Annotated in this window: 25 protein-coding genes, 1 tRNA gene and 1 pseudogene; 19 read left to right on the forward strand and 8 right to left on the reverse strand. The window is 35.7% G+C overall.

What is annotated here, in order from left to right; all coding sequences use genetic code 11:
* Nucleotides 1-27 precede the first annotated feature (27 nt).
* Nucleotides 28-552: a hypothetical protein gene (locus tag ABD676_RS08635; protein WP_344674244.1), complete on the reverse strand. Its 525-nt coding sequence runs from the start codon at nt 550-552 to the stop codon at nt 28-30.
* Nucleotides 553-769: 217 nt separating this feature from the next.
* Between ABD676_RS08635 and ABD676_RS08640 the strand changes: the two genes are divergently transcribed.
* Entirely contained in the window at nt 770-1,453 is a 684-nt protein-coding gene (locus ABD676_RS08640; protein WP_344674245.1) for a hypothetical protein, read from the forward strand.
* A gap of 53 nt (nt 1,454-1,506) precedes the next feature.
* The gene (locus tag ABD676_RS08645; protein ID WP_425565278.1) at nt 1,507-2,181 is read left to right on the forward strand and encodes a DUF4625 domain-containing protein; all 675 of its coding nucleotides are present in this window, start codon (nt 1,507-1,509) and stop codon (nt 2,179-2,181) included.
* Between the two features lie 472 nt (nt 2,182-2,653).
* Here ABD676_RS08645 and ABD676_RS08650 read toward each other — a convergent pair.
* A pseudogene (locus tag ABD676_RS08650) lies at nt 2,654-3,336 on the reverse strand (sulfite exporter TauE/SafE family protein).
* A 553-nt stretch (nt 3,337-3,889) separates the two neighbouring features.
* Nucleotides 3,890-3,962 (reverse strand) — tRNA-Lys (locus ABD676_RS08655).
* A 265-nt stretch (nt 3,963-4,227) separates the two neighbouring features.
* Between ABD676_RS08655 and ABD676_RS08660 the strand changes: the two genes are divergently transcribed.
* Together ABD676_RS08660 and ABD676_RS08665 are read left to right on the forward strand one after the other, a co-directional pair.
* Nucleotides 4,228-5,097: an SPFH domain-containing protein gene (locus tag ABD676_RS08660; RefSeq protein ID WP_344674247.1), complete on the forward strand. Its 870-nt coding sequence runs from the start codon at nt 4,228-4,230 to the stop codon at nt 5,095-5,097.
* Nucleotides 5,098-5,125: 28 nt separating this feature from the next.
* A complete protein-coding gene (locus ABD676_RS08665) occupies nt 5,126-5,320 on the forward strand; it encodes a type II toxin-antitoxin system antitoxin (protein ID WP_344674248.1) in 195 nt (64 codons plus the stop codon).
* 11 nt (nt 5,321-5,331) lie between these two features.
* Here ABD676_RS08665 and ABD676_RS08670 read toward each other — a convergent pair whose 3' ends face one another.
* Nucleotides 5,332-5,640 carry a hypothetical protein gene (locus ABD676_RS08670; RefSeq protein WP_344674250.1) on the reverse strand — a complete coding sequence of 103 codons (309 nt, stop codon included), beginning with the start codon at nt 5,638-5,640 and terminating at the stop codon, nt 5,332-5,334.
* A 268-nt stretch (nt 5,641-5,908) separates the two neighbouring features.
* Here ABD676_RS08670 and ABD676_RS08675 point away from each other — a divergent pair, with 268 nt between their 5' ends.
* The 7 genes from ABD676_RS08675 (at nt 5,909) to ABD676_RS08705 (ending at nt 12,958) form a co-directional block, all read left to right on the forward strand.
* The gene (locus tag ABD676_RS08675; protein WP_344674252.1) at nt 5,909-6,892 is read left to right on the forward strand and encodes a PLP-dependent cysteine synthase family protein; all 984 of its coding nucleotides are present in this window, start codon (nt 5,909-5,911) and stop codon (nt 6,890-6,892) included.
* A complete protein-coding gene (locus tag ABD676_RS08680; RefSeq protein WP_344674253.1) occupies nt 6,885-7,931 on the forward strand; it encodes a DUF6695 family protein in 1,047 nt (348 codons plus the stop codon). The genes ABD676_RS08675 and ABD676_RS08680 overlap by 8 nt, the downstream gene beginning before the upstream one ends.
* An 11-nt stretch (nt 7,932-7,942) precedes the next feature.
* The gene (gene panD, locus ABD676_RS08685; RefSeq protein ID WP_344674254.1) at nt 7,943-8,311 is read left to right on the forward strand and encodes an aspartate 1-decarboxylase; all 369 of its coding nucleotides are present in this window, start codon (nt 7,943-7,945) and stop codon (nt 8,309-8,311) included.
* A 259-nt stretch (nt 8,312-8,570) separates the two neighbouring features.
* A complete protein-coding gene (locus ABD676_RS08690; protein WP_344674256.1) occupies nt 8,571-9,242 on the forward strand; it encodes a hypothetical protein in 672 nt (223 codons plus the stop codon).
* Nucleotides 9,243-9,266: 24 nt separating this feature from the next.
* Complete coding sequence (locus ABD676_RS08695; protein ID WP_344674258.1) at nt 9,267-11,309, forward strand: hypothetical protein; 2,043 nt, start codon at nt 9,267-9,269, stop codon at nt 11,307-11,309.
* 45 nt (nt 11,310-11,354) lie between these two features.
* The gene (locus ABD676_RS08700; RefSeq protein ID WP_344674259.1) at nt 11,355-12,638 is read left to right on the forward strand and encodes a hypothetical protein; all 1,284 of its coding nucleotides are present in this window, start codon (nt 11,355-11,357) and stop codon (nt 12,636-12,638) included.
* A 92-nt stretch (nt 12,639-12,730) separates the two neighbouring features.
* Complete coding sequence (locus tag ABD676_RS08705; protein WP_344674260.1) at nt 12,731-12,958, forward strand: quinol oxidase subunit 4; 228 nt, start codon at nt 12,731-12,733, stop codon at nt 12,956-12,958.
* A gap of 839 nt (nt 12,959-13,797) precedes the next feature.
* On the opposite strand, the gene rplI is transcribed toward ABD676_RS08705, so the two are convergent.
* The 4 genes from rplI to ABD676_RS08725 all read right to left on the reverse strand — a co-directional run bounded on the left by rplI (nt 13,798) and on the right by ABD676_RS08725 (nt 16,670).
* On the reverse strand, nt 13,798-14,241 hold the full coding sequence (gene rplI / locus ABD676_RS08710; RefSeq protein ID WP_344674261.1) for a 50S ribosomal protein L9: 444 nt from the start codon (nt 14,239-14,241) through the stop codon (nt 13,798-13,800).
* A gap of 13 nt (nt 14,242-14,254) precedes the next feature.
* Nucleotides 14,255-14,518: a 30S ribosomal protein S18 gene (gene rpsR, locus ABD676_RS08715; protein ID WP_103906215.1), complete on the reverse strand. Its 264-nt coding sequence runs from the start codon at nt 14,516-14,518 to the stop codon at nt 14,255-14,257.
* Nucleotides 14,518-14,886 carry a 30S ribosomal protein S6 gene (rpsF, locus tag ABD676_RS08720; RefSeq protein WP_344674267.1) on the reverse strand — a complete coding sequence of 123 codons (369 nt, stop codon included), beginning with the start codon at nt 14,884-14,886 and terminating at the stop codon, nt 14,518-14,520. The genes rpsR and rpsF overlap by 1 nt, the downstream gene beginning before the upstream one ends.
* A gap of 578 nt (nt 14,887-15,464) precedes the next feature.
* On the reverse strand, nt 15,465-16,670 hold the full coding sequence (locus ABD676_RS08725) for a pyridoxal phosphate-dependent aminotransferase (RefSeq protein WP_344674268.1): 1,206 nt from the start codon (nt 16,668-16,670) through the stop codon (nt 15,465-15,467).
* A gap of 133 nt (nt 16,671-16,803) precedes the next feature.
* Between ABD676_RS08725 and ABD676_RS08730 the strand changes: the two genes are divergently transcribed.
* From ABD676_RS08730 to ABD676_RS08765, 8 genes are all read left to right on the forward strand, one after another.
* The gene (locus ABD676_RS08730; protein WP_344674270.1) at nt 16,804-17,802 is read left to right on the forward strand and encodes a bile acid:sodium symporter family protein; all 999 of its coding nucleotides are present in this window, start codon (nt 16,804-16,806) and stop codon (nt 17,800-17,802) included.
* A gap of 57 nt (nt 17,803-17,859) precedes the next feature.
* Nucleotides 17,860-18,840: a cation diffusion facilitator family transporter gene (locus tag ABD676_RS08735; RefSeq protein WP_344674272.1), complete on the forward strand. Its 981-nt coding sequence runs from the start codon at nt 17,860-17,862 to the stop codon at nt 18,838-18,840.
* 465 nt (nt 18,841-19,305) lie between these two features.
* The gene (locus tag ABD676_RS08740; RefSeq protein ID WP_344674273.1) at nt 19,306-19,863 is read left to right on the forward strand and encodes a nuclear transport factor 2 family protein; all 558 of its coding nucleotides are present in this window, start codon (nt 19,306-19,308) and stop codon (nt 19,861-19,863) included.
* Between the two features lies 1 nt (nt 19,864).
* On the forward strand, nt 19,865-20,146 hold the full coding sequence (locus tag ABD676_RS08745; protein WP_344674275.1) for a GNAT family N-acetyltransferase: 282 nt from the start codon (nt 19,865-19,867) through the stop codon (nt 20,144-20,146).
* 24 nt (nt 20,147-20,170) lie between these two features.
* Nucleotides 20,171-20,824: a Rossmann-fold NAD(P)-binding domain-containing protein gene (locus ABD676_RS08750; RefSeq protein ID WP_344674276.1), complete on the forward strand. Its 654-nt coding sequence runs from the start codon at nt 20,171-20,173 to the stop codon at nt 20,822-20,824.
* A gap of 213 nt (nt 20,825-21,037) precedes the next feature.
* A complete protein-coding gene (locus ABD676_RS08755) occupies nt 21,038-23,251 on the forward strand; it encodes an NADP-dependent isocitrate dehydrogenase (protein WP_344674277.1) in 2,214 nt (737 codons plus the stop codon).
* A gap of 146 nt (nt 23,252-23,397) precedes the next feature.
* Entirely contained in the window at nt 23,398-24,261 is an 864-nt protein-coding gene (locus ABD676_RS08760; protein ID WP_344674279.1) for a sugar phosphate isomerase/epimerase family protein, read from the forward strand.
* A 135-nt stretch (nt 24,262-24,396) separates the two neighbouring features.
* Nucleotides 24,397-25,737: a PDZ domain-containing protein gene (locus ABD676_RS08765; RefSeq protein WP_344674280.1), complete on the forward strand. Its 1,341-nt coding sequence runs from the start codon at nt 24,397-24,399 to the stop codon at nt 25,735-25,737.
* The last annotated feature ends 38 nt before the right edge of the window (nt 25,738-25,775 follow it).

The raw sequence follows: 25,775 nt of genomic DNA on the forward strand, positions 1-25,775 counted from the left end.
TAATCGAATCCAAACCAATTGATAACCTTATCCATATTTTGAAAACATAACTTTTGACTTATTAATAAGTTGATCAATTTTCTGTAACTCTGAGTTATATTCCGACTCGAATCTTGGAAATAATTCCAATAATGCTTTATAGAAATTATCTGCCTCAGCTAGCACGATTTCGTAAAAATCGCTTGCCTGCATGTTTAGTCTATGCTGACCAACTTGAAATATTAGTCGATCTTTTACGATCTCCATATTTACCGGTAATGCTTGACTAGGAAATGAGAAATTGCTGTTATTGTTTTCTAGCAATTCATCAAGAGAATCAATAAAATAAGGCCAAAAATAATTTAGGTCATCCCATTCACTATAATCTAAAATGGTTTGATCATTATACTTCATAATGATTGCTCCAGTTATGTAATCAGGATCAATCTTGCTTGGATCCAAATGGTCAACATCTTCAATATTAACGAATTTTGATAAATCTATTTTATTTAAATCTCTAACTGAATATCTTTTGTCAGAAATAATATAGGAAGCTAGTGTGAGTTTTTCCATACATTTTCATCGTCAATTAAAGTGCCTGAATTAAATCAAGCTTGAGAATTTGCTAGTTTTCTTTATTCTGTTCAAATACACAAGATTATTTTCTGTTAAGATAATTATAACAGAATTGTGGAAAAATAATTAATATTAATTTAATGCTGTAATGTTGCAAAAGCTATATAAATCACTACATTTGCAACAAAATTGCATTAACTATATATTTAAGAAAATGATAAAACTAAGTAAATGGACACCAATAATTGTCCTGATGGGACTTTTGGGTGCTAGTTGTCAAAAAAATGAAAATTTACTGCCTGAGAAACCTGATTCGTTTGATATCACTAATCACTATATCGCAGGTACAATAAGCCCAAAAAGTGATTCCTATAAGAGCATTTATTTGATTAAACTTTTAGCAGATAATAAGGCTGTTTTTATGGGCACAGGTAATGATTTAACAGGTTCATATAGCTTAACGAAAGATTCATTAATTGTTGTTGTAGAAAACAAGGATAATTTCCGAACTGCCAGATTTGCTATCAATGAAAAGTATGAATTGACCAGTGCTTATTATCGCGCTTTGGCTATGGAATATAAAACAACAGGTGCGTTAATTAAGATCCCAGAACAGAATATGTTATCAGGAAAGACCTACAAAGGAGAGGAGTATAAAATGGGACCAGCATTAAATAAATCTTCTTGGTTTTATAAATTCAGTTCTACTGATTTAAATTATGGGTCAGCAGAACACATAAACACTTTGGAAACCAAAAATCAATATGAACTGATCAATAACTCGGCATTTAAATATAAAAATGGAAATACAACTGAAATAGGTTTTGTGGTTGATAAGCAACTGACAGTATTCCGTTCTTCTGGACTTTTTTATTTTGGAGCATACCAACAGCAATAGGACAATTTATAGAAAAGAATGAATAGAAATTTATTGATTTTTTTTGCCTCTTTTTGCTAGTTACTGTTAACTGCCAAAAAAGCGAATTTGAACCTGATGATTTGGGATCTTTAGAGATTAGAAATATCGAAATCGGTACTAAAAACAGTAAGATTGTATATGCGGGTTCTGACCTGCATATAGAAGGTCTTATTGAAGCGAAACATGGCCTAGATCAAGTAAAAGTTGAAATTACACCTCAAGTCTCCGGATATGGCTTTGCATTTGACCGAACGTATAAAGAAGGATTTAATGGCTTAAAGGAGGCTACATTTCATCAGCATATCTTAATACCCAAGGGTATAAAACCCGGTTTACACAATTTCCTATTTATCCTGAAGGATTTAAAGGGAAATACGAAAATTGTGAGAGATACCCTTAAGATTGAAAACAATCCGAATCTGCCGGAGTTTAAAAATGCAATATTTGGAATGGATGGTAAAGTTGCTCGAGTAGAAGCTACCATTCTAGCGAAGTTGAAAATCGACAGAATCGAATTAGAGATTCAATCATCTGTATGGAATAAAGCGGTAATTTATAACCATGATCAGATAAAAGGCGCAACTTCCTATGTTTTTTCAAAAGGAATTGACATGACGAATGCCCCTTCAGCTCATTACCATGTTAATTGCACCGTTTATGATCAGCAAAACAATAAAATTACCAGGTCATTTCATTTTGATAAGTAGAAGATAATAAGGGGAGGTAAGTTCAATGTTATCGAGGTTAGATTTGAACATGAAATTATCCTAATTCTTTCCTTTTAACTTACCTATTCGACCCATTCTCCTTTGTATTTGCTTCGTATTTCTAACGGCATCGCTTTGGATTTTGGACGGATCTTGTTCGGATCTCGTTCGGTCGGAACCGAACGAGATCCGAATGAGTTCCGAACAAGTTCCGAAGGAGATCCGAAAGAGTACCAAAGAAAACCCCTAGGAAACCTATTGCAAACCTCTAGGAAAGTCGAAAGAAATAGGGGTGAAGCCACTAGAAAAGGACATTAAAAGTTTACCTAAAATTGGATGATACTTTTCAAATTATCATCAATCATACAATTCGATATTAAGGTCGAATTAACAGGTTAGAGGAGAATGGTTTTAAGGGCGAGTTTGATGTTTTTTTATGTAGGAAAAGTGAATGCCTTTATTTTTGTTTGAATTACATCATAGTACTGACAATCAAAACAACGCTGATTACCATTAGCCCCCAATAAACATATTTAAAGAAGGTGCCATCTTTTAATTTATGATTTAGATACCTTCCTAAAAAAATTGCCGGAATAGTAGTAATTAGCGAATAGAGAAAGTAGGTATTAACTTCTCTTGTAATCAATCCTTTTGAATAATAACCCAAGACACTTAGCAAGCTAACAGGTAAAAAGTAGGCCTGTAAGGTCGCTCTAAAATGTTTTGCACTCCATTGTCTTAAATTGCCGTAGACAACCAATGGCGGGCCATTCACACCATATGCTCCTCCAAATACTCCTGATAAAAAACCGCAGACGAATAGCCAGACCTTATTGTCTTCTTGCAAGGTCTTGTTTCTTTTAAAATAAAGGGAATATATTGAATACGAAATAATTAGTAATCCAAGTCCTGTTTTAACGAATGTTTCATTTACATAGGTCAATATTAAGATACCTAAAGGCAAACCAAGAATAGCATAAATAATCAGCCATTTGGCACTGTGAAAATGGATTTTTTATGATCTTGTATCACAACCACAAGAGCAATGATAATGGACAACATCACAGCCAAAGGAACTGCTACATCTACTGGCAAGAATAGTAGGAAAAACGGAACTGCTATTAATGCTTCACCAAAACCTAAAGTCGACCGCACTAATGAAGCTAGAAAGCTAATGATAAGGATGAAAATTACTGTCAAAACAGGATTTAGTTAGTTGTTTTGTGAATACTCTAATTTACGAAAAATAAGTCGGATTTGTTAATAAAAACGAGGATTATCTGAGATTAAATCACTCAATTTCAATAGGTTTTTTTTAACAATTTTGAGGCATATGAAAAGGTGATTTGTATAGGTTTTATGAGTTTAGATTGACAGTGAAATAATTCCAAATGGATTGCCTCAGCCGCTCTATTCCCGCACGTTTACATTGATACCCCTAACAGGTCGGACTTGCTTCGCAACGTTCGAACCTAGTGGATACAAAAGTAGCATTAATCTAAGATCCTTTGGCCTGTGAGAAGATTTGTTCCCGCTGGGATTTGTTCAGCCCCGCAATGCCCGCACTCCAACCCTGAACGAGAAAGTTGCCTCAGCCGCTCTATTCCCGTACGCTTACCCTGAGGCCCCTAACGGGTCGAACCGGCTTCGCAACGTTCGAACCCATCGGACACAAAAAAAGCCTCAATCTGTGATTGAAGCTTTTTTGTGATCCCGCTGGGATTCGAACCCAGGACCCATACATTAAAAGTGTATTGCTCTACCAGCTGAGCTACGGAATCTGATTTCTTATTTAAAGAACCACTTCGTTGTTTGAAGTGATGCAAAGGTAGGGTTTTCAATTAATATTGCAAATAAAAAGTTTAAATAATTCCTACTATTCCTAAAACCCCCTCATACTGAAAGAATTAATTTTTATCCCCTCCTAATCGCTACTCAAATAGCATAAACACAGTTTTTAGTAATTTTTCAATAATTAATTGCAACTATTATCCAAATAAGTTGATATATTTGTGATATCATTTTAATATCAATTATATCTTTATTATGGAAAAGATTATTAAACCAACTTCAGGATATTTAGCCTTAGTATTCCTGTTTATCTCCTTGTTTGCCATTGGGTTTTCATTTTACCAGATCGCAGCCAATGAATCCTACGGATATGGAATCCTTATCCTAATTTCTTTCATCGTTTTTATTGTCATTGTTAAGGGTTTGATCATAGTAAATCCGAATCATTCAAGTGTTTTAAATCTATTCGGTAATTATGTTGGGACAATAAAAGCGAATGGCTTGTTTTTTATTAATCCGTTCTACACAGCTCAAAAGATTAGCTTACGTTCGGAGAACCTACAAGGGCAAACCTTAAAAGTCAATGATAAGATGGGGAATCCAATTGAAATTGGAGCTGTAATCGTATGGAAAGTAGGGGACACTTTTAAGGCAGCATATGATGTGCAGAGCTATACTGATTACGTAAGGGTACAAAGCGAAGCTGCCGTACGTCATTTGGCAGTTAGTTTTGCTTATGATAATCTGGAAGATGAAAATGCACAACTGACTTTACGTGATGGGGGTGAGGAAGTAAACAGAATATTAGAGAATGAATTGTCAGAGCGTCTTGCGAAAGCAGGTATCGTAGTTGAAGAAGCTAGAATTAGTCATCTGGCTTATGCACCAGAAATCGCAGGGGCAATGTTACAACGTCAGCAAGCATCTGCTATTGTAGCGGCACGTGCTAAGATTGTTGAAGGGGCTGTCGGCATGGTTGATATGGCCTTAAAGAAGCTTTCTCAGGAAGGTATAGTAGAGTTGGATGATGAAAAGAAAGCAGCCATGGTGAGCAATCTTATGGTGGTATTATGTGGTGAGAAAGCTGCACAACCTATTGTCAATACAGGAACGCTTTACAATTAATCATAAATAATAGAAAATACGAAACACAATGAAGAAAAGTTTTGTGATCAGGATCGATGAAGATGTGTACAAGCTATTGGAAAAATGGGCACAAGATGAATTTAGAAGTGTAAATGGTCAGATAGATTATATTATTCATAATAGCTTACAAAAGGCTGGTCGAATGAAAAAGTCTAAACAAAGTCCTCCTAAAAACGAAAAAGGCTCAGCTGATGATAGCTGAGCCTTTTTCCCTTAATCTCTTCTTATATATTCCCGATCCTCATCTGTAAGGTCGTCGTCTTGTCTTATAAATTCGGAATCCTCATCAGATAATGTTGGTCCATTTGGATTAGTGACTCCGTATTCTTTAGGATGCTTGTTTTTCCTTCTGAAGACAATTGCTCCAACCAAAACTCCAATTAAAAAGAAGGCCCCTAAGATGAATAGTTTGGAAGTTTTAATGTCGGTAAATAACCAAAAGCTTGCTTCTTCTTTATTGTTAAATAAAATAATCAAGATTAAAGCAATCACAATTGCACTGATTATAGTTTTTGGTTTCATAGTAATATGTTTTGATACCACAAAACTATAAAAATAATTGAGTTGAGGAAATGGACATTTTTAAAGGCCATACTTTATGGAATATTTTTATTATCTTAATAGTAAAAAATCCTATTCTAAAGGTAAAATGTATTATTTGAGTTACAAACACCTGAATTAGTACGGTTTTTGGGAACATTCTACTTGTTATGATAGTTATTATAAAATAAAAGCTATTTGATTTCGTTTATTGAGAAACAAAACCTTAAATATTTTCAGGAGAAAAACATTGATAAAAGATAACATTGGAAACACCGCATTAGAGAAGCATGAGGCCTTAAGTAGGCAATATGGCACAGGGATATGGATAAAAGAGGAATATCGGAATCCTGGTGGTTCTTCTAAAGATAGGGTTGCCTGGTATATGGTTCAAGATGCTATCAAATACAATAAAATCCCTGAAGGTGGAATCTTTGTTGAAGCTAGTAGTGGCAATACAGGTATTAGTTTGGCCCTTATTGCACGAGAATTGGGATATCAGTGCAAAATTTTTGTTTCTAAGTCCACATCTTTTGAAAAGATACTCATGCTCCAGCGTTTGGGTGCTCAAGTGGAAGTTTGTTTGAATTCTAATGGACCATTGGATGAGAACTCCACACAGTTTAAAGCAAAAACATTTGCTGATCAACACCCAGAAGCATATTTCACCAATCAGTACTATAACGAGGCTAATATTGAGGCGCACTACCAAACAACGGGTCCAGAGATATGGAGGCAGATGGAAGGTCAAGTTACACATGTATTAATTGGTATGGGGACAGGAGGGACGATATCAGGTATTGGTAAATATTTAAAGGAGAAGAATCCAAACATTCAAATTTGGGGAGTAGAACCAATAAATTCTATTTATCAACTAATAGTACAGGATATGCCCATTCCAGAAGATCAAACAAAATTTGATCCCATTGAAGGAATAGGTCGAACATTTATACCTGGATCATTTGATCCCTCGGTGGTTGATCAGGTATTTCAGGTGTCAGCAGATAAGACTAAAAAGATCGCACATCTATTTAGTCACCAGAATAAACAGTTAACTGGGTATTCCAGTGCAGCGGTCTTAGCCGCTTTAGATGAACATGCTAAAGTGATGAATTTAAAAAGTTCGGATCGAATGGTTATAGTTTTTCCCGATCATGGCGATCGATACTTAGAAAAATTGTATTCCAATAAAGCAGGTAATAAAAATGGAGATTTAGGTTTTAAACATGTATAGTTATCAAGATATTGCATTACCATTGGCTTGGCCCGATCAAACTGCTCGGGGAGATGAGCTATGGATGGCTATCTTGAAAAAGATAGGTATTGTAAAAAATCTAAACTTTAAAGTCGGTCATGCGGCTATTGTACTGATTGAAAGAAAGACTGGGGAAATTCGATATTTTGATTTTGGACGTTATTTAACTCCTAGGGGATTTGGAAGAGCACGATCTGCTTTGTTTGATCCTCGATTAGAGCTCCATACTGTAGCTAGATTTGACAGTGAAGGGAAATTAAACAATCTGGAAGAAATCTTGGAAGAGCTTAAATCTAAAGAGTCTGCAACTCATGGAGGAGGGATGTTACTTTGTTCTTTAGCCTATGGTATTTCTTTTAAAAAAGCAGTAGAATTTGCTGAAACATTGGTGGACAAAGGACCTGTCCTTTACGGGGCATTGGCACCTAGTAATAACTCCTGTTCTCGATACGTAGCCCAAATATTATGTGAAGGAATGCCAAGGGATGATAAAAGAATTAATAAGATTCTTTATCCGGAAAGCTTAAAAGCAAGTCCTACCAGTAATGTTGTCAATGCTTCTAGCGACAAGTCAATTATTCGATACGAAGAAAATGAAATAAATCATTGGGATTTAAATCGATGGAGTTCATTAAAGTACCAAATTCAAATATTAAAAGCTAACTTTAGCAAATCTGCATCTAAAGATTTACCTGATGATGGTCGCCTAGGTCATATTCATGAGCCCTTAAGACCAGCCCATATTCCTAAGGAAGCACAATGGTTGGGTGGACTAGGAGAGGGAGCTTGGTATTATTTAGGAAAAACAGGAATGACTTTTGAAGTTTATAAGTTTGATTATTTAGGTAACTTGGAATATCAAGTTCAAGCCCTTCCAGATCAAATGTTCTCTTATGATTTACCCTATGAGTTCACATTTGATATTCATAATAACAAACATGTATTGAAACAAAGTAATCAACAAATAATTTTTAAATCTTTAAACATGGCGGAAGACGCCATTAAAAAATCTATCTAAGTTTAAATTCTATGGAATTAACATTATTAAAAGCAAAAATACACACCGTAAAAGTAACTGAAGCAAATGTAGCCTATAATGGCTCAATCACGATCGATGCCGATCTATTAGATGCAGCTGGAATTGTTAAGTATGAACAAGTTTATATCAATAATGCAGTAAATGGTAGTCGTATCATGACTTACGTGTTGCCTGGTGAACGTGGAAGTGGTGAAGTGTGTATGAATGGAGGAGCAGCATTACATGCTAAAGAAGGGGATACCGTGCATATATTATCATTCATTAATTTGAATCCAGAAGAAGCAGAGACTTATCAACCTACTTTGGTTTTTACGGAAGGTAATAATCAAATTAAATCGGTTGAAAAGTATTCCTATTAAGATTTTTTAAAATAGAATTAAAAGACAGTTTCTTATTGAAACTGTCTTTTTTTATATGACTATTTATATAGCGTTTTAGCTACAAATTGCCTTTGAATTACCTTATTTATATAAATAATCGATATAAGCCGTGTAGCTAAGTCAAGGATTTTTGTAGCTTTAAAACATTTATTAGCAACAAAGAGGAAGCATTATGTCCCATGATGGAGATTTCATTTCAACAATGGTATTTATATGTTTACTTTTGCAAAACATACATATGAAAAAGACACTAACATTTATTCTTTGTATCCTTATCACCTTATCATTTACCTCTTGTTTTGATATTGTTGAAGAAATAAATTTAAAATCCAATGGCTCTGGATCTATTCAAGGAACTTTAAACTTGAGTAAAAGCAAAACGAAAGCAGCATCCTTAATGAAATTGGATAAGATAGACGGCATTAAGATTCCTAACCAGAATGAAATAAAAAAGGAAATGGCTGTTATTGTTCAATTATTGAAAAATACCAAAGGAATCAGTAATGTACAAAGCCGATTAGACTTTAATAATTATATAGCCAGTATATCATGTGACTTTTCCAACGTTGAGGCTTTGAATGCTTATACGCAAACACTTTCTAGTCACTTTAAAGCCAAAATAAACAGTTACTCGAGCTATGCCTTTAACAAAAGCACCAAGGTGCTGCAAAGGACCTATAAACATAGTCCTGAAGCAAAAAAAGAATTCGAGAAACTAAGACCTGAAAACAGAAATTCATTTAATCAAGCATTTTATACCTGTATTTACCGTTTTGATACTGCTGTAGAAAGCCAAAAAAATTCAACAGCAAAAGTATCACCTAATAAACAAGCCGTTATGCTTAAAGTAAGTGTTCCTGACCTTGTGAACGGAAAAGCAAACTTGGGCAATACAATTGATCTTAAATAAACATTAACCCTCTAAATAAAAAGTATGAAGATCGTAAAACTTGCGATATGTTTAATTATCCTTGGGATAGGAGGAAAGCTCCAAGCTCAGGATCTCCTACAACGTGTTCCAGCTGATGCTAAAGTTGTTATGGCCATTAATGGTAAGGCCTTCTTTAAGCATGTCGATGTAAGTGAAATGAATAATCTTTTTAAGAATTTCGGATTTTTCAAAAACGTAATTGGTAAAAAAAGTAAAGTTACTTCTGAAAATCTAGAAGACTTTGGAATAGATATTAAATCCAAAGCTTATGTGTATATGCAAATTACTGATAGTTTGCAATACGTAGGCTCCTTGATTCCATTATCTAATTCTTCCCAATTTGAATCATTGATTCCAGATACCAAAAAGATTGAGAATGTAAATGGTCTAAAAACCATCTACAACAATAATAAAACAATGCGTGTATCATGGGATAATCAAAATCTTTATATCCTGAATGGGATAGCTATGGATAACCATTTCTCTAGAAAAGTTAACCAAGATCGTTATGGTATGCTAGAGGAAAGTTCTTATGAGGATGTTACGGCAACTGATGATCATTATGATTATAGTGTAGTAGAAGCAGCGCCTGATACGGTAGTTACTGAAGAATGGACTGAGGAAGAGTTGGAGGCTATGGAAGAAGCTGCAAAAGCTGCAGAAGAAGCCGCTGAACAAGCAGAAGAAGCTACAGAAGTGGTAGAAAGTACAAATGAAGTGAATGTTGCTGTCCCTCCACCTGCAGCAGCTCCGCCAGCAGTTATTGTTTCTCCAGATGACTTTGATCAAGTAGATTCTGTATTGGATAGAGAGGAGTATCAAGACGATTACTACCTTCAATATCGTAAAATTAGAAACCATAATGATAGTATTAAGAATACTTTAGTTGCGAAATGGGTTAATGAGCATTTTACTCAACTACTAAGCAATCAAGGAAATTCTTATCAGTCCAAAACTTTACAGAACCTAAAAGACAATGAACTGGTTCGTGTAGAAGTAAAGGAAATCAATGATTTCTATAAATATTATTATCCGATGGATATTATGTACAGTGCTTTTGGGACTGCTTTTAAATTTGATACAGGAATCAAATCATTAGCCTCATCCATTGTTGTTGATGGTAATACGATGAAGATGGTTGGTGATATGGAAGTAGACAAAGAGTTAACTAAATACTATAAAGAAATTTACAAACATAAGCTGAATCCTAAATTTTATAATTTCTTAGATGAAAAAGCATTAGGCTTTGCATCTATCAATATCAATTCTGAAGCCTATATCAAGCATCTTCCTACTTTAGTTAATAAGTACTATGGCTCTATGGGAGATAACAAGGTCGCTAAAGGACTTGAATTGATGTCAACGATCTTTGATGTTGCATTAGATGAAAAAGCCTTAGCTAAAGTTATGAAAGGTGATCATTTATTGGTATTTAACGGAGTTACTAAAACCAAAGTTACTTACACCGATTATGAGTATGATGATGATTACAATGCTAAAGAGGTTCAACGTACTAAAACTGAAAATGTACCACAATTCATGTGGATGTTCTCTTCTGATGATACAAGAATTTATCAGCAAATCCTAAATTTAGCTAAATCTGAAGGTGCAGGAACTGATCGTGATGGTATCTTCGAATTGAAATTTGATAAATCAACTGGTATTGTTCCTCACATTTTAATTGACAAAGGGATTGTTTTCATTTCCAATGATTTAGAGAAATTACAAGCAATTAAGAACAACCAATTCCGTGGTAAAGGTCATTCAGAGTTTGTGAATATGGCGAAAAAGAATAATATAGCTGTTGTATTCAATACCAAACAAGTTCCTGTGTTAATTGATGAATTGGATTTACCAGTTCACCGTAGCATGGAAGAAACAGTGAATGAGTTAAGCCAATATGGAAATTTCTATTATTTAAACGGAAAAATGAAGGGTAATCATCTTCCTTTTGAATTAGGATTAGATTTCCCGAAAACAAAAAGCAATGCGGTATCCTTTTTGATTGATGCTTTGAATAAAATTTCATTGCGATTAAATGACTAGCCTATGCGCATTATTAAAATAACAATATTTAGTTTACTAGGACTTATGGCAGTACTTGCCATAAGTCTTTTTGCTTATAAGGCTTTTAGAGCCTCACAAGCGAAAAATATCCGAATCCCTGTAAATGCTCACTCTGTCTTAAAGATGAATGTAGATGAGCTTATTTGGGCTATGGGAAAGAATTCTTTGGGTAATTGGAATGAATATTATGGCGCTAAGGAAAGGGACTCAACTGGAACCAAAAAAACAAAAATTTGGAACATAGGGGTAGAATTGCCCGCTAACTTGTATTTGTTCTCCTTAGATCAAAATACTGACCATTATTATGCAGTGTTAAAAGTCACAAATTCTGAAAAACTACATCAGTTTCTAAATGATAAGTTGGATTTAAAAGTAGATAGTGCCTATCAAGGTTCAGATAAGACACAAAAGCTATATAGTAAAAAGCATATCCATATTCTTTTAGACCAACAAAAGTTATTGTTTTCACTTAGCAAAGATAGAACAGCAGATACTGCAATGATGAAGAACCTTTTAGTTTCTGATCAACAGAATTGGCAATTAGCTTCTGCATTTATGGATAAATTGCCTGCAGATCATCGTTCGGATATTACTTGGTTTAGCAAGGACAATAATTGGTTTTCTGTGCATTTCAATAATGGGGAAGCTGATATAAAAGGAGAGTTTAGTTCCACCTTGTTTCGTTTTCCAAAACAAGCCAGTGGTATTTTTCAGGATGATGGAAATGATATAATCCGAGCAGAAATCAATAGTGATTTGGCTTTATTGTTGAAGAGCCAACAAGCACTTGTAGACTCCCTAAAGTTACCCTTTGATAGCTTAGAACGATATGTTGGAAATTACCTAAGTATTCGGATGAGCAATAAGGAGCTTAGTCAAACCGATACGATTATCAGCTATGATTATGATGATAATTTTGAAATGGTAGAAAAGAAAGAGCTTCAACAAACTCAAGTGCCAGATTTAACCATTAATCTAATGGCTTCACCACACTTGTTAAGTTATCTGCCTGAAAAGCTATTTTATAAATTCAATAAAGCGTCACAATCTAATTTGTTGCGCATGAGTACCGGGCCATTAGCTCTAGATCAGGCTATTCCTTGGAAACAACAAGCAAATGTTCTATATCTGCACTACAAACAACACGCAGTAGGAGCGAAGTATTTAGGATGGCTTCCAGCTTATGATAAAATAGGTTCGTTAAATTTAACAGCTGTAGCACTGACAGAACAAAAGGCAAAAATAGAAGGTCAAATCTCCTTCAATAACAAAAAGTTAAACGCATTTTATCAATTAATAGACAACTAAATTTTGAACATTTAAAATTATTTAGATTCATATTGTCCAATCCTTGGCTTGGTATTTGGTTAAAGAAGTAATATTAACAAGAATTGAAGGATATGAAAAGATTTTTAGGATTACTATTAATAGCGTTGATGGCTTTTTCGGTTAGTTCATGTTATGTAAGTGACCATAGACGTGGACATGTGCCTCCTGGACAAGCAAAAAAGAGATATGGTGGTAAATCGGCTAAACGTTATGCACCAGGTCAACAAAAGAAACATCAAAAGGCCAACAAAGGAAAAGGTAATAAAAAAGATGCTTTCTGGGACCAACTTAGACGGTAATTGAAGTATTTAGTATTAAGTATTTAGTATATAGACCTATGGTTGATACTAATGAGATATTAAGATATAAGGGAAGAGCGATATAAGTATCGCTCTTTTTTTGTGGAGAGAGACCGCTTCGCTATTAGAAGTATTGGGTATTAGATTATTTACTACTTAGAGCAAAGCGAAGAGTTTTAGCCCTTCGGGCTGTATAAAGTATAAAGTAGTTAGTAAAATGACCTATGGCGTCAAAAAGATCTTACGTCATTTACAAATCAGAGCGAAGCGAAGAGTCTCATCTCTCTCCCCACAAGACCACGTCATCCAGAATCGAAGATGATGGAACTTCATACTATAAAAGGATTTTTAATTCGTGCTATAGGCGGTCGATGCTTGCATCGACCCTACAAACAATCGTGATTTTAATAATTAAAACCACCATAACCGTAGGGTCGAAGCATGCTTCGACCGCTTAACTTTATTCTTTACCACTTAACAGGTCTGATTTCTGAAGTCTAACATCTGTTATCTCCAAACAAAACAAGCCGACATTCCATTCGTTCTCATCAGTAATCTTTACATTCCCTTAAACTCATTCAATTTTGCCCTTATCTAAGCCTATCACATTAAAAGCCGCCCAGCGTAGGGGCAGCAATAAGTGTAGCGGAATGTCTGCCCGATTGATATAATTAAGACCGCTTCACTAGATATGAGATTTAAGACCGCTTCGCTGGTAGATGTGAGATATGAGATATGAGATAGAAAGGGGGGGTAGGTCATTTCCAATTCATAGCAAGCCTTAAAAACAAAAAAAGTCGTCCATATGGACGACTTTTCTATGTTTTTGGGTAATTAGATTACTCAGCAACAACTTCGAAAGGAACTTGTACTTTAACCTCTTTGTGAAGGTTTAAGTTAGCTACGAATTCGCCTAAAGTTTTAGGTTCAGTTTCGAATGTGATACGACGACGGTCAACTTCAAAGCCTTGAGCTTTAAGTGCGTCAGCGATCTGAATGCTGTTCACTTTACCAAAGATTTTACCAGATTCACCAGCTTTAGCTCCGATAGATAATTTTACCGACTCTAATTTACCTGCTAATTCTGTAGCATCTTTCTTGATTTTATCTTGTTTGAACTGAGCTTGTTTGATATTCTCAGCTAATACTTTCTTTGCAGATGTTGTTGCCAATACTGCAAATCCTTGAGGGATTAAGTAGTTACGACCATAACCTGGTTTTACTACTACGATATCGTCTTTCTCTCCAAGGTGTTTAACATCTTGTCTTAATATAACTTCCATTATCGTATCCTCCTTATTTTAATGAATCAGTTACGTAAGGTAATAGTCCGATGATACGCGCACGTTTCACCGCTTGAGCTACTTTACGTTGAAATTTTAATGATGTACCAGTCAAACGACGAGGTAAGATCTTTCCTTGATCATTTACAAACTTTAATAAGAAGTTCGCGTCTTTGTAGTCGATATACTTGATTCCGTTTTTCTTGAAACGGCAGTATTTCTTACGGTTGTCCTCTACTTTAGGGGCAGTTACGTATTGGATATTTTCGTTTGCCATTAGTTTGCTACCTCCTCAGTTTTAGTTTCAACTTTCTTGTTGAATGCTCCGCTACGTTTTTTCTCATTGTAAGCAACTGCATGCTTGTCCAAAGAGATTGTTAAGAAACGCATCACACGCTCATCACGCTTGTATTGAACTTCCAATTTTTTAATTAATTCACCTGGAGCCTTGAATTCAGTTAAGTGATAGAACCCAGTCGTTTTCTTCTGGATCGGATACGCTAATTTTCTCAAACCCCAATTATCTTCAGCGATAATTTCGGCTCCGCCTTCTACTAAGATGTCTTTGAATTTTGCGATTGCTTCTTTCGCAGCATCTTCTGAAAGCAACGGGGTAAGAATGATTACAGATTCGTACTGTTGCATTGTTTAAATAATTTTGTTTATGAATTCTTGCCGTAGTTATTTTAACGGACGTGCAAAAATAGACATTCCTTGGTAATTTGACAAACTTATTCGCTTATTTATTTCACTTTACAGCAGCCTTTTCCCCAGAATTTCCATTTGTAGCATTTCCTTGACAAGAATTATTATTCTTAATCCCTATGCAGGCATAGTAAGAAGCCTTTTCGGATATTTGTTCTTACATATATCTAATCAGCGTTATTTTATGAAATTCGCATACAACCTGCAAACAATTAATAGATTTCCGCTTTGGGTAAAAGTCACTTTTGCCGTTTTAACTGGTGTTCTTTTAGGATGTTTAATAGGGGAATTGGTCTATAGGACCATTGTGTAACAAAATCAAAACTTATTATATAGCTATTCAGGTATTTGATAAGAATGGAGAAAAAGAGATTTTAATATTTATTTACTTTAGTAGTACATACTAGGCTTGGTTGCTAGACCGAGCCTTTTTCATGCTCTAGGTTTTGTAAAACAAATCGGGATTCTAATACTATATAGAATCCCGATTTGTATAATCTATTATTAGCTTATCTAACTTAATTTAAATTAGCTAATGCTTCTTTAATTCTTTTTAATGCTTCGATTAAACTTTCGTCAGAAGCAGCGTATGATAAACGGATATAATTGTTGTTTCCGAAAGAATCTCCACCAACGGTAGCAACATGACCGTAGTTTAATAAATATAAAGCTAAATCTGCTGAGTTCTCAATAACCTTTCCATCTGGATCATGCTTGCCAAAAAAGGAGCTGATCTCTGGGAAGAAATAGAAAGCACCATCAGGTAAGTTCGTTTTTACCCCCGGGATATCATTCAGTAAATCATAAACCAATTGGCGACGACGAGCAAATGCTTCTTTCATTTTCAATACGCTGTCCAATCCTTGTTCGTAGGCAGCAATACCTGCGCGTTGAGAAATAGAACAGGTGCCAGAAGTTGTTTGACCTTGCATTTTATCATTTGCAGCGGCAATTTCTTTATTAGCTGCAATATAACCTAAGCGCCATCCAGTCATAGCAAAAGCCTTGGAGAATCCATTCACGACAATGACACGATCTTTAACCGATGGGAATTGCGCAATTGATTCATGACGGTCAACAAAGTTGATATGCTCATAGATTTCATCTGAAATGATGAAGATATGTGGGTGTTTCTCAAAAACTTCTACTAAAGCTGCTAATTCTTCTTTAGAATAAACCGATCCAGTAGGGTTACACGGTGAAGAGAACATGAACACCTTGCTTTTAGGTGTAATAGCTGCCTCTAATTGTTCTGGAGTAATTTTAAAGTTGGAATCAATATCCGTATCGATAAATACAGACTTTCCTTCCGCCAAGGTTACCATTTCAGAGTAGGAAACCCAATAAGGAGTAGGGATGATCACTTCATCACCTGGATTTACCAACGTCAATAATACATTAGATAAGGATTGTTTAGCTCCAGTTGATACAACAATTTGCGAAATATCATAATCTAGACCGTTTTCTTCTTTAAGTTTTTTTACAATAGCTTGGCGAAGATCAGGGTATCCCGGAACAGGCGAGTAGCGGGTGTAGTTTTCATCCAATGCCTTTTTTGCTGCCTCCTTAACGTTGCCAGGGGTATTGAAATCCGGTTCACCGACACTTAAACTGATAACATTGATGCCTTTGGCCGCTAGTTCGCGACCTAATTTGGTCATCTTTAAGGTTGCTGATTCTGATAGGTTATTAATTCTATCTGATAAATAAGATGCTGTACTCATGATATTGCAAATATATTATATACTATTTATTTTTGGTGTGAAAAAGGTAATAATTTCAAAGTTTATCTGTCAAATTTAAAAAACTTATGTGCATTTAGCCGTTCATGAAATAAATGATAGCTTTGTATCGCACATGAGTAAATTGTTCAAACTAAAATTAGACAGATTTATATTGGCGCTCATCGCCATGATTGTCTTAGCCTATATCTATCCCCATGCTATTGAAATTTGGAACGGTAAATTAATAAGTTCCCTCAGTACCATTGGTGTAGCTTTAGTTTTCTTCTTTTACGGCCTAAAGTTAAGCTTTTCTGAGATTAAGGATGGCATGAAGAACTGGAAACTTCACCTTTCCGTGCAACTTTTTACCTTCGGACTTTTTCCTTTACTGGTTTTGCTGTTCCGGCCTCTAGTACATACCGAAACACAAGAACAATTTTGGCTGTCATTTTACTTTCTCGCAGCCTTACCTTCAACAGTAACCTCTTCTGTTGTTATGGTTTCCATAGCCCATGGAAATATGCCCGCAGCTATTTTCAATGCTAGTATATCTGGATTGATCGGTGTCGCAGTAACACCGCTATTGATGCACTTCTTTTTAGAAGTTGAAGAAGTTAATGTCTTTGCAGAGCTATATATAGGTCTTTTATTTGAAGTGATACTTCCGGTAATTCTAGGTCTGATGATGCAGAAATATTGGGGCAATTGGGCGCATAAATACAGTAAGCACCTCACCAATTTCGATAAAGGCGTTGTCCTTCTAATTGTATACAGCAGTTTTTCTGAATCCTTTATCAGCGATGTGTTCCATACCATTGGTTCAACATATCTGTTAGGTTTATTTTCGGCGGTAGTTGTTCTCTTTTTTACATCTTATTTTATTATTAAGTTCATCGTTCGTTACTTCTTGAAATTCAATAGAGAGGATCGAATATCAGCGCTGTTTTGTGGATCTAAAAAATCCCTGACACATGGTAGTGTTTTCGCAAAATTCCTCTTTGCCAATAATCCAAAAATGGGACTTTATTTTTTACCCTTGATGGTTTATCATGCCTTTCAGATATTTGTAGTAACCATAATTGCACAACGATTAGGTAAAGAATACGAAGAGCAAAAGGAAGCAGAATTATAAATTTAATTTATTTCCTCTTAGAAAAATTGTTTCTTTGCAAACTTAAAATTTAGCACCATGTCTAGACAAATGCGGTTGGTCACACTTTCTTTAGTTACAGGGATAGTCCTGATGCTAATAAAGTTTATTGCGTATTTTATTACGGGGTCTAACGCTATTTTTTCCGATGCAGCAGAAAGTATTGTGAATGTTGTAGCATCTGGATTTGCCTATTATAGCATTTACCTAGCTTCCCAACCCAAAGACGAGAACCACCCTTATGGACATGGAAAGGTTGAATTCTTTTCCGTCTTTGTGGAGGGAGGAATGATTTTTATCGCAGGAAGTGTCATTTTAATCAAATCCATCTATAATATCTTCTTTCCAGAGCCCATTGAGAATGTTGAGGAAGGTATGTACCTGATCTTAGTGACATCTCTCGTTAATTTAGGTGTAGGGTTTTATTTGATGAAACGTGGTCGAAGCCTACGATCCTTAACGATTGAAGCCGACGGTAAGCACCTTCAGGTTGATGCAATTAGTTCATTTGGATTGATAGTAGGTCTATTAATTATGAAATTTGCTAAACTTCCTTGGGTAGATATTGCCTTATCCATTTGTTTAGGTAAATTTATCTTATATAGTGGTTATAAGCTACTTCGTAAATCTATTTCTGGATTAATGGATGAGTCAGATCAAGAAGCTATAGAAGAAGTGGTAACAGAATTAAACAAGCATCGAAAAGCCGATTGGATAGATGTACACAACCTTCGGGTTCAACGATATGGCCAAGAAATGCACATTGATTGCCATCTAACTTTACCCAATTATTACGACTTAAATCAGGTTCACGATCGTATTTCTGAATTTGATGAAATATTAAATAATCAACTGGAATCCAAATCCGAGTTTTTCATACATGCCGATCCCTGCATGCCTGAATGTTGCCATTATTGTCAAGTGAAAAATTGTCCAATTCGTTCGGAAGAGTTTAAGCAACTTATAGAGTGGAATAGCAGCAACATCACCAAAAACATGAAGCACTTTCGCAAATCATAAAACAATTATTTAGAAGTTGTTTACTCTGTTTTACCAATATTGAACGACAACAGAATTCAGACAGCAGAAAACAGATTGGAGGAAATTTTAGTTGGCGAGCTATCCATGCACCAGCCCTACATGAAACGGAAAAGCCCAACTTAATTCCCTCATCTAATACCCTTTCTATCTCAAATCTCCTTTCTCATATCTAATAGCATAGCGGTCTCTCCTATAGGTTGGATTCGAGACTCTAACGGATCTCCTTCGGAACTTGTTCGGATCTCCTTCGGATCTCGTTCGGTTCCGACCGAACGAGATCCGAAGGAGATCCCAATCAAATCCGTAAAAATTCCTTAGTGTTCTCGAAGCATTATGGAACCAAACAGGAAGTAACATAGACGGAAAGAATAATTAATTCCAGAGGATACCTGGGTTTAACAATTGCTTTAGCGAACTTATATCTCAGTCGATATTCTTTCTTTCATGAGAAATTTTATTCAGGTATTTTTAGTAGATTTATTGAATAATAATAGCTCTATGGTAAAACATTTGATCATGCTACTGGCTTTTACCTTATCGGTTTCAGTTGGTTTTTCACAGGACAGAAATAAGGAAGTTAACCAGGTAATGGATTCTTGGCATCAGGCCGCCGCTAAGGCTGATTTTAAGGCTTATTTTAACCTAATGGATGCGGAGTCTATATTTATTGGTACGGATGCTACAGAGCGCTGGGACAAGCCTAATTTCATGGCCTATGCAAAACCACATTTTGATAAAGGCAAAGCTTGGTCGTTTACATCTTTGGAAAGATTTGTGAATTTTTCTGCAGATGGTAAAACCGCTTGGATAGATGAATTGTTAAATACACAGATGAAAATCTGTCGCGGATCAGGAGTTTTGGTGAAAAAAGGAGGGAAATGGTTGATAAAACATTACGTGTTATCCATGACTATTCCTAATGAATTAAGTAATCAGGTTATTCCTTTGAAAGCGCCAATAGAAGATAAATTAATTAAGGATTTAAACACAAAAAGGAGATAGTATGCTAATCAAACACGAAGAAAGCGGAAATAAAGGTTCCTTTATCGCAGAAGAAGAAGGGAAACAAATTGGAATAATGACTTATTCACAGGCAGGTCCAGGCAAGATCATCATTGATCACACCGAAGTTGATCCTGATGAGAAAGGCAAAGGTATTGGCCATTTATTACTTAATAAAGCAGTTGAGCATGCTCGGGCAAATAATTTGAAAATCATGCCTTTATGTCCATTTGCAAAAGCGAGTTTTGACCGTGATGTCAATATTCGTGACGTACTGTTTTAACAAAGAATTTTAATTTAATTCCACATGAAAGCTGTAGTTATCGGAGGAACAGGAGCAACTGGAAGGGAGCTTGTTTTGCAACTTCTGGCAAATCCGCAGGTTGAATCTGTGGTTGCCTTGGTTCGACGTGCCTTTTTTCCGCCTGACCCCAAACTTCAAGAAGTCATTGTGGATTTTGACCGATTGGAAGAATATGCCGCATACATCGTTGGTGATGTGGCATATTCTACTTTGGGTACTACGCTAAAACAAGCTGGGGATAAGGATAAGCAATGGCAAGTGGATTATGAATACCAATTGCACTTTGCCCGGATAGCACGAAGAAATAAGATATTCACTTTTGTTTTGTTATCTGCTAATCAGGCACATCCAGACTCTAGGATATTCTACAGCAGAATGAAAGGGAAATTGGAGGAAGCCATCATTTCCTTAGATTATCCCAAATTAATTATCCTTAGACCAGGGTTTATTGCCAGGCCTAATACGGACAGAAGGATGGAGAAAATCAGTTTAGGAATTATAAGCTTTTTTAATAAAATAGGTCTTTTCCGAAAATTCAGACCGATCAGTACCGTTGACCTGGCTAATGTTATTTTAAATTCATCCCTAAATGAAAATGAGAAGGATGTCGACATTTGGGAGTCCCCAAAGATTTTAGGATTTAAACAGTCTGCCTAGGCAGTAAATGGTAAAATCAAGTCATAATTTCTCCATTTTACCCATCAATTCTATTCATATTAGACAATGATTTTTTAATCGTTGTCATTATTTTGCCTTTTGTGGCTAATTAATTTTCATTTTGTTATCTTTAGGCGAATTTTAAAAAGAACAGGCAATCTATTGCTTAGTTTTTCAAATCATCGCAAAATAATATCATTTCTATAGAAAACTATGTCATCTAAAATCATTTACACAAAGACAGATGAAGCGCCATTATTGGCAACTTATTCATTTCTACCTATTGTACAAGCATTTGCTAAAACAGCGAATATTGAAGTTGAATTAAGAGATATTTCTTTAGCGGGACGTATCCTAGCTAATTTTAATGAATATTTAACAGCAGAGCAGAAGACAGCTGATGCGCTAGCTGAGTTAGGTCAGTTGGCAACAACTCCAGACGCGAATATCATCAAGTTGCCTAATATTTCGGCATCGATTCCACAATTAAAAGCAGCAATTGCTGAATTACAGAAAGATGGTTATGCAGTTCCTAACTATCCGGATGCTCCAGCGAATGCGGAAGAGGAAAAAGTTAAAGCGACCTATGCTAAGATTTTAGGTTCAGCTGTGAATCCGGTCTTACGTGAAGGAAATTCGGATCGTCGTGCTCCTAAAGCAGTGAAAAACTACGCTAAAGCTAACCCACATAAAATGGGCGCTTGGGCGAAAGATAGCCAAACAAAAGTAGCGTCGATGAATGATGGTGATTTTTACAGTTCAGAAAAGTCATTGACCGTTGCAGAAGATTCGCAATTCAAAATTGAATTTGTAGGTGCAGATGGCACTAGCAAAGAATTGAAAGGCCTAGCAAATTTAAAAGCTGGTGAAGTAATTGACTCATCGGTTTTACATATTGCTCAATTGAAAGATTTCGTTGCAAAAGCAATCGAAGAAGCAAAAGCTGCAGGTGTGTTATTATCAGCTCACTTAAAAGCTACCATGATGAAAGTTTCCGATCCTATTATTTTCGGAGCTATCGTTGAAGTATATTTCAAAGATGTATTTGCAAAATATGGTACCTTATTTAATGATTTAGGCATCAATAAAAATAATGGATTAGGCGAAGTTTATGCGAAGATTGCTGGTCAACCTCAAGAGGCTGAGGTGAAAGCAGCAATTGATGCAGCGATTGCAAATGGTCCTGATCTAGCGATGGTAAATTCGGATAAGGGTATTACCAATTTACATGTTCCTTCTGACGTTATCGTGGATGCATCTATGCCAGCTATGATCCGTATCGGAGGTAAAATGTGGGATAAAACCGGTGCAGAGCGTGATACTTTAGCTTTAATTCCTGATCGTTCATACGCAGGTATTTACGAAGCGGTTATTGAAGACTGTAAAATAAATGGAGCATACGATCCTAAAACAATGGGTTCTGTTCCAAACGTAGGTTTAATGGCTCAAAAAGCTGAGGAATATGGTTCGCATGATAAAACTTTCCAAGCAAGTGCTAAAGGTGTTATTCGTGTAGTTGATGCTTCAGGAGCTGTATTAATGGAACAAAATGTAGAAGAAGGAGATATCTTCCGCATGTGTCAAACCAAAGATGCACCGATTCAGGACTGGGTAAAACTAGCAGTAAACCGTGCTCGTCTGTCGGCTACTCCAGCAGTATTCTGGTTAGATGAAAACCGCGCACATGATAGAGAGATTATTAAAAAGGTAAATGCTTATTTACCTAATTACGATACAGCAGGATTAGATATTCGTATTCTTTCACCTATTGAAGCTACGAAATTCTCTATTGATCGCATCCGTAAGGGAGAAGATACTATTTCCGTAACTGGAAACGTGTTACGTGATTACTTAACTGACTTATTCCCAATTTTAGAGTTAGGAACTTCGGCTAAGATGTTATCTATTGTTCCATTAATGAATGGTGGTGGATTATTTGAGACAGGTGCTGGTGGTTCTGCTCCAAAACACGTTGAGCAATTCTTGGAAGAAGGATACTTACGTTGGGATTCTTTGGGTGAGTTCTTGGCACTTCAAGCTTCTTTTGAGCATTTATCACAAACTCAAAACAACACGAAAGCGCAAGTATTGGCAGATGCTTTAGATGAAGCGAATGCGAAATTCTTAGCGAATGATAAATCTCCTGCTCGTAAAGTAGGTCAGATTGACAACCGTGGTTCTCATTATTATCTGGCGAGTTATTGGGCAGAGGCATTAGCAGAGCAAACTGCAGATGCTGAATTAGCAGCTAAATTTGCTGGCCTTGCTAAGTCATTAACAGAACAAGAAGCAAAAATCAATGAAGAGCTGATTGCAGCACAAGGAAAAGCACAAGATATCGAAGGATACTACTTCCCGAATGATGATCTTGCTTCCAAAGCAATGCGTCCTTCAGCGACATTGAATGCAGCAATTGACAGTTTATAGTCAATAGAAAATACATACCTAAAGGGGTTGTTCAGACAAAATGAACAACCCCTTTTTCATTTAATCGAGGTAAATTGCTAATGTTAAATATTGTATTACTAACTTGATTTCATTATTTTTAAGTATCCTTAAATAAACCTAAATACATGAAAGATAAGCATCATCCCCGTCGTTCCTTTTTGCAGAAGAGCCTTATAGGCACAGCCGCACTTCTCAGCCCCACAGCTTTGTTTTCTTCAGAAAATAAAGTAGACTTTCAGGCCTTAGCCAATAATCTACCCTTAAAGCTCGGAATTGCTGGTTACAGTTTTGTGAACTTTAATATTGATCAATCCTTAGCAATGATGAAAAGGATGGATGTACGCTATTTATGTATTAAGGATTTTCACTTACCTTATTCCAGTACGGTGGAGCAAATTGATGCTTTCCATAAAAAATTAGCTAGCTATCAGGTGACTGGATATGCAGTAGGACCAATTTATATGAAGACCAAAGAGGAAATCGACAAAGCTTTTGAATATGCCAAACGGGTATCGGTTGACCTGATCATTGGTATACCTTTGGTGGAAGATTTATCCTATGTTGCTGAAAAAGCAAAAGCCTATCAAATTCGATATGCCATCCATAATCATGGTCCTGAGGATAAAATTTATCCCAATGCCTCTGTCATTATGCAGCATATCAAGGGATTAAATCCTTATATGGGATTGTGTTTTGATATGGGACATAATATGCGAGATGGGCAGGATCCTATTAAAGATTTAATTCGATATAAAGATCGAATCTTTGATTTGCATTTAAAAAATGTAACCGCTGCAGATGCAAATGGAAAGACTTGTGAATTAGGCAGGGGAGTGATTAATATTCCTGCTTTTGTAAAAGCATTACAAAAAATCAAATATGCTGGTTCTTGTAGTTTAGAATTTGAGAAAGACATGAAGGATCCGCTAGCCGGTCTGGCGGAGTCAGTCGGTTATTTTAGAGGTGTAGTTGATAGCTTGGGTAAATAAATCCAAGTATTTGTACGAAATAGAAAAAAAGTCCTTGTAAAGGAGCTTTTTTTATTCTTTTACGAAAAGATTCTTTAGGTAATAAGAATGGGCTAAAGAAATTTTTAGTTACATTAGAAAAATAAACCTATTGAAATGAAATTGCTGATGCTGATATTTTTTATCATGAGTTCTTTTTATGTAAAAGGGCAGCAAACTTTTCATTTCATTAATCCGAAAAAAAATTCATTTAAGTTCGAGTTATCGGGAAATCTTGTCATTATTCCGGTAAAGCTCAATGGTGTATCCTTATCTTTTTTATTGGATACAGGAGTCAAAGAAACGATGCTGTTTATTTCCGACACAGATTCTATTCCTCTTGAGAATGTTCATCGGGTAAAATTCACCGGTATTGGTATAGAGGATGGAATAGAAGGTATTATGGCGTTGAATAATGAATTTATTGTTGGCGGGACAGTTGCTGATTTTGGCCACGATATTTATGTTATTGACTCAAAGGAATTGGATGTGTCAAGTCATGTTGGTTTGCCTGTTCATGGAATTCTTGGAAGTCGTTTTTTTGAGAATTATATCGTTCAAATGGATTATTTAAGGAATAAAATTCATTTGTATGATTTTGGTACAGATCTTCAAAAAAAGACGAGGGGTTTTGAAGCTGTACCCATGTCTATTGAGCGAAATCGTCCATACGTTCAGACGAAGATAAAACTTTCTTCAAATCGGATAGAAAATGCTAAAATGTTGTTGGATATGGGTAATTCTGATGGAATGCTCATCTTTCCATTTTTAATGGAAAACTTTACGATAAGTGAGCCTAGTATTTATGATTATATCGGCAGGGGATTTAATGGAGAGATATATGGAAGACGAAATCGGATTGAAGAATTTGATTTGGCAGGTTTTAAAATCAAGGAGCCTATAGTTTCCTACCCCGATTCTAATGCCATTCGATCTGCAATGCTTGCAGAAAATAGAAAGGGTTCTGTTGGCAACCAGGTTCTTCAGCACTTCCATATTTTCTTTGACTATGAACATAGTGTATGCTATTTAAAGCCGAATAAGAAATTTGGAAAGACCTTTCCGATTAATATGGCAGGCATAGAGGTCAAACACGATGGGATGATATGGTCAAAAAGCCGCGTTCCTACTAATCTAAATATAAAGGACAAGGAAGATAATACGCCCGGTATACGTGTAAGTATGGGGGAGAGCTTTCGATATGAATTTAAATTATTGCCTATTTATATAATTGCTAATATTCGAGAGGATTCACCAGCAGAGAAAGCGGGATTGTTAAAAGGGGATGAGTTGGTTCGAATTGATGGTCGGAAAGCGGAGTTTATGAAATTACAGGAAATCGTAGGTAAATTTCAAGAGAAGAACGGCAAGGAATTGCGTATTGTTATCAAGCGGAATGGTGAATTAAAGAGCTTTGAGTTTTTGTTGAAAGATCCAATTCCATTTCGAAAGACATAAAAAAAGCCTCGAATATTCGAGGCTTTTTATTTAATAAG

The sequence above is a fragment of the Sphingobacterium kyonggiense genome, from assembly GCF_039536825.1.
GTDB classification, from domain to species: Bacteria; Bacteroidota; Bacteroidia; order Sphingobacteriales; family Sphingobacteriaceae; genus Sphingobacterium; species Sphingobacterium kyonggiense.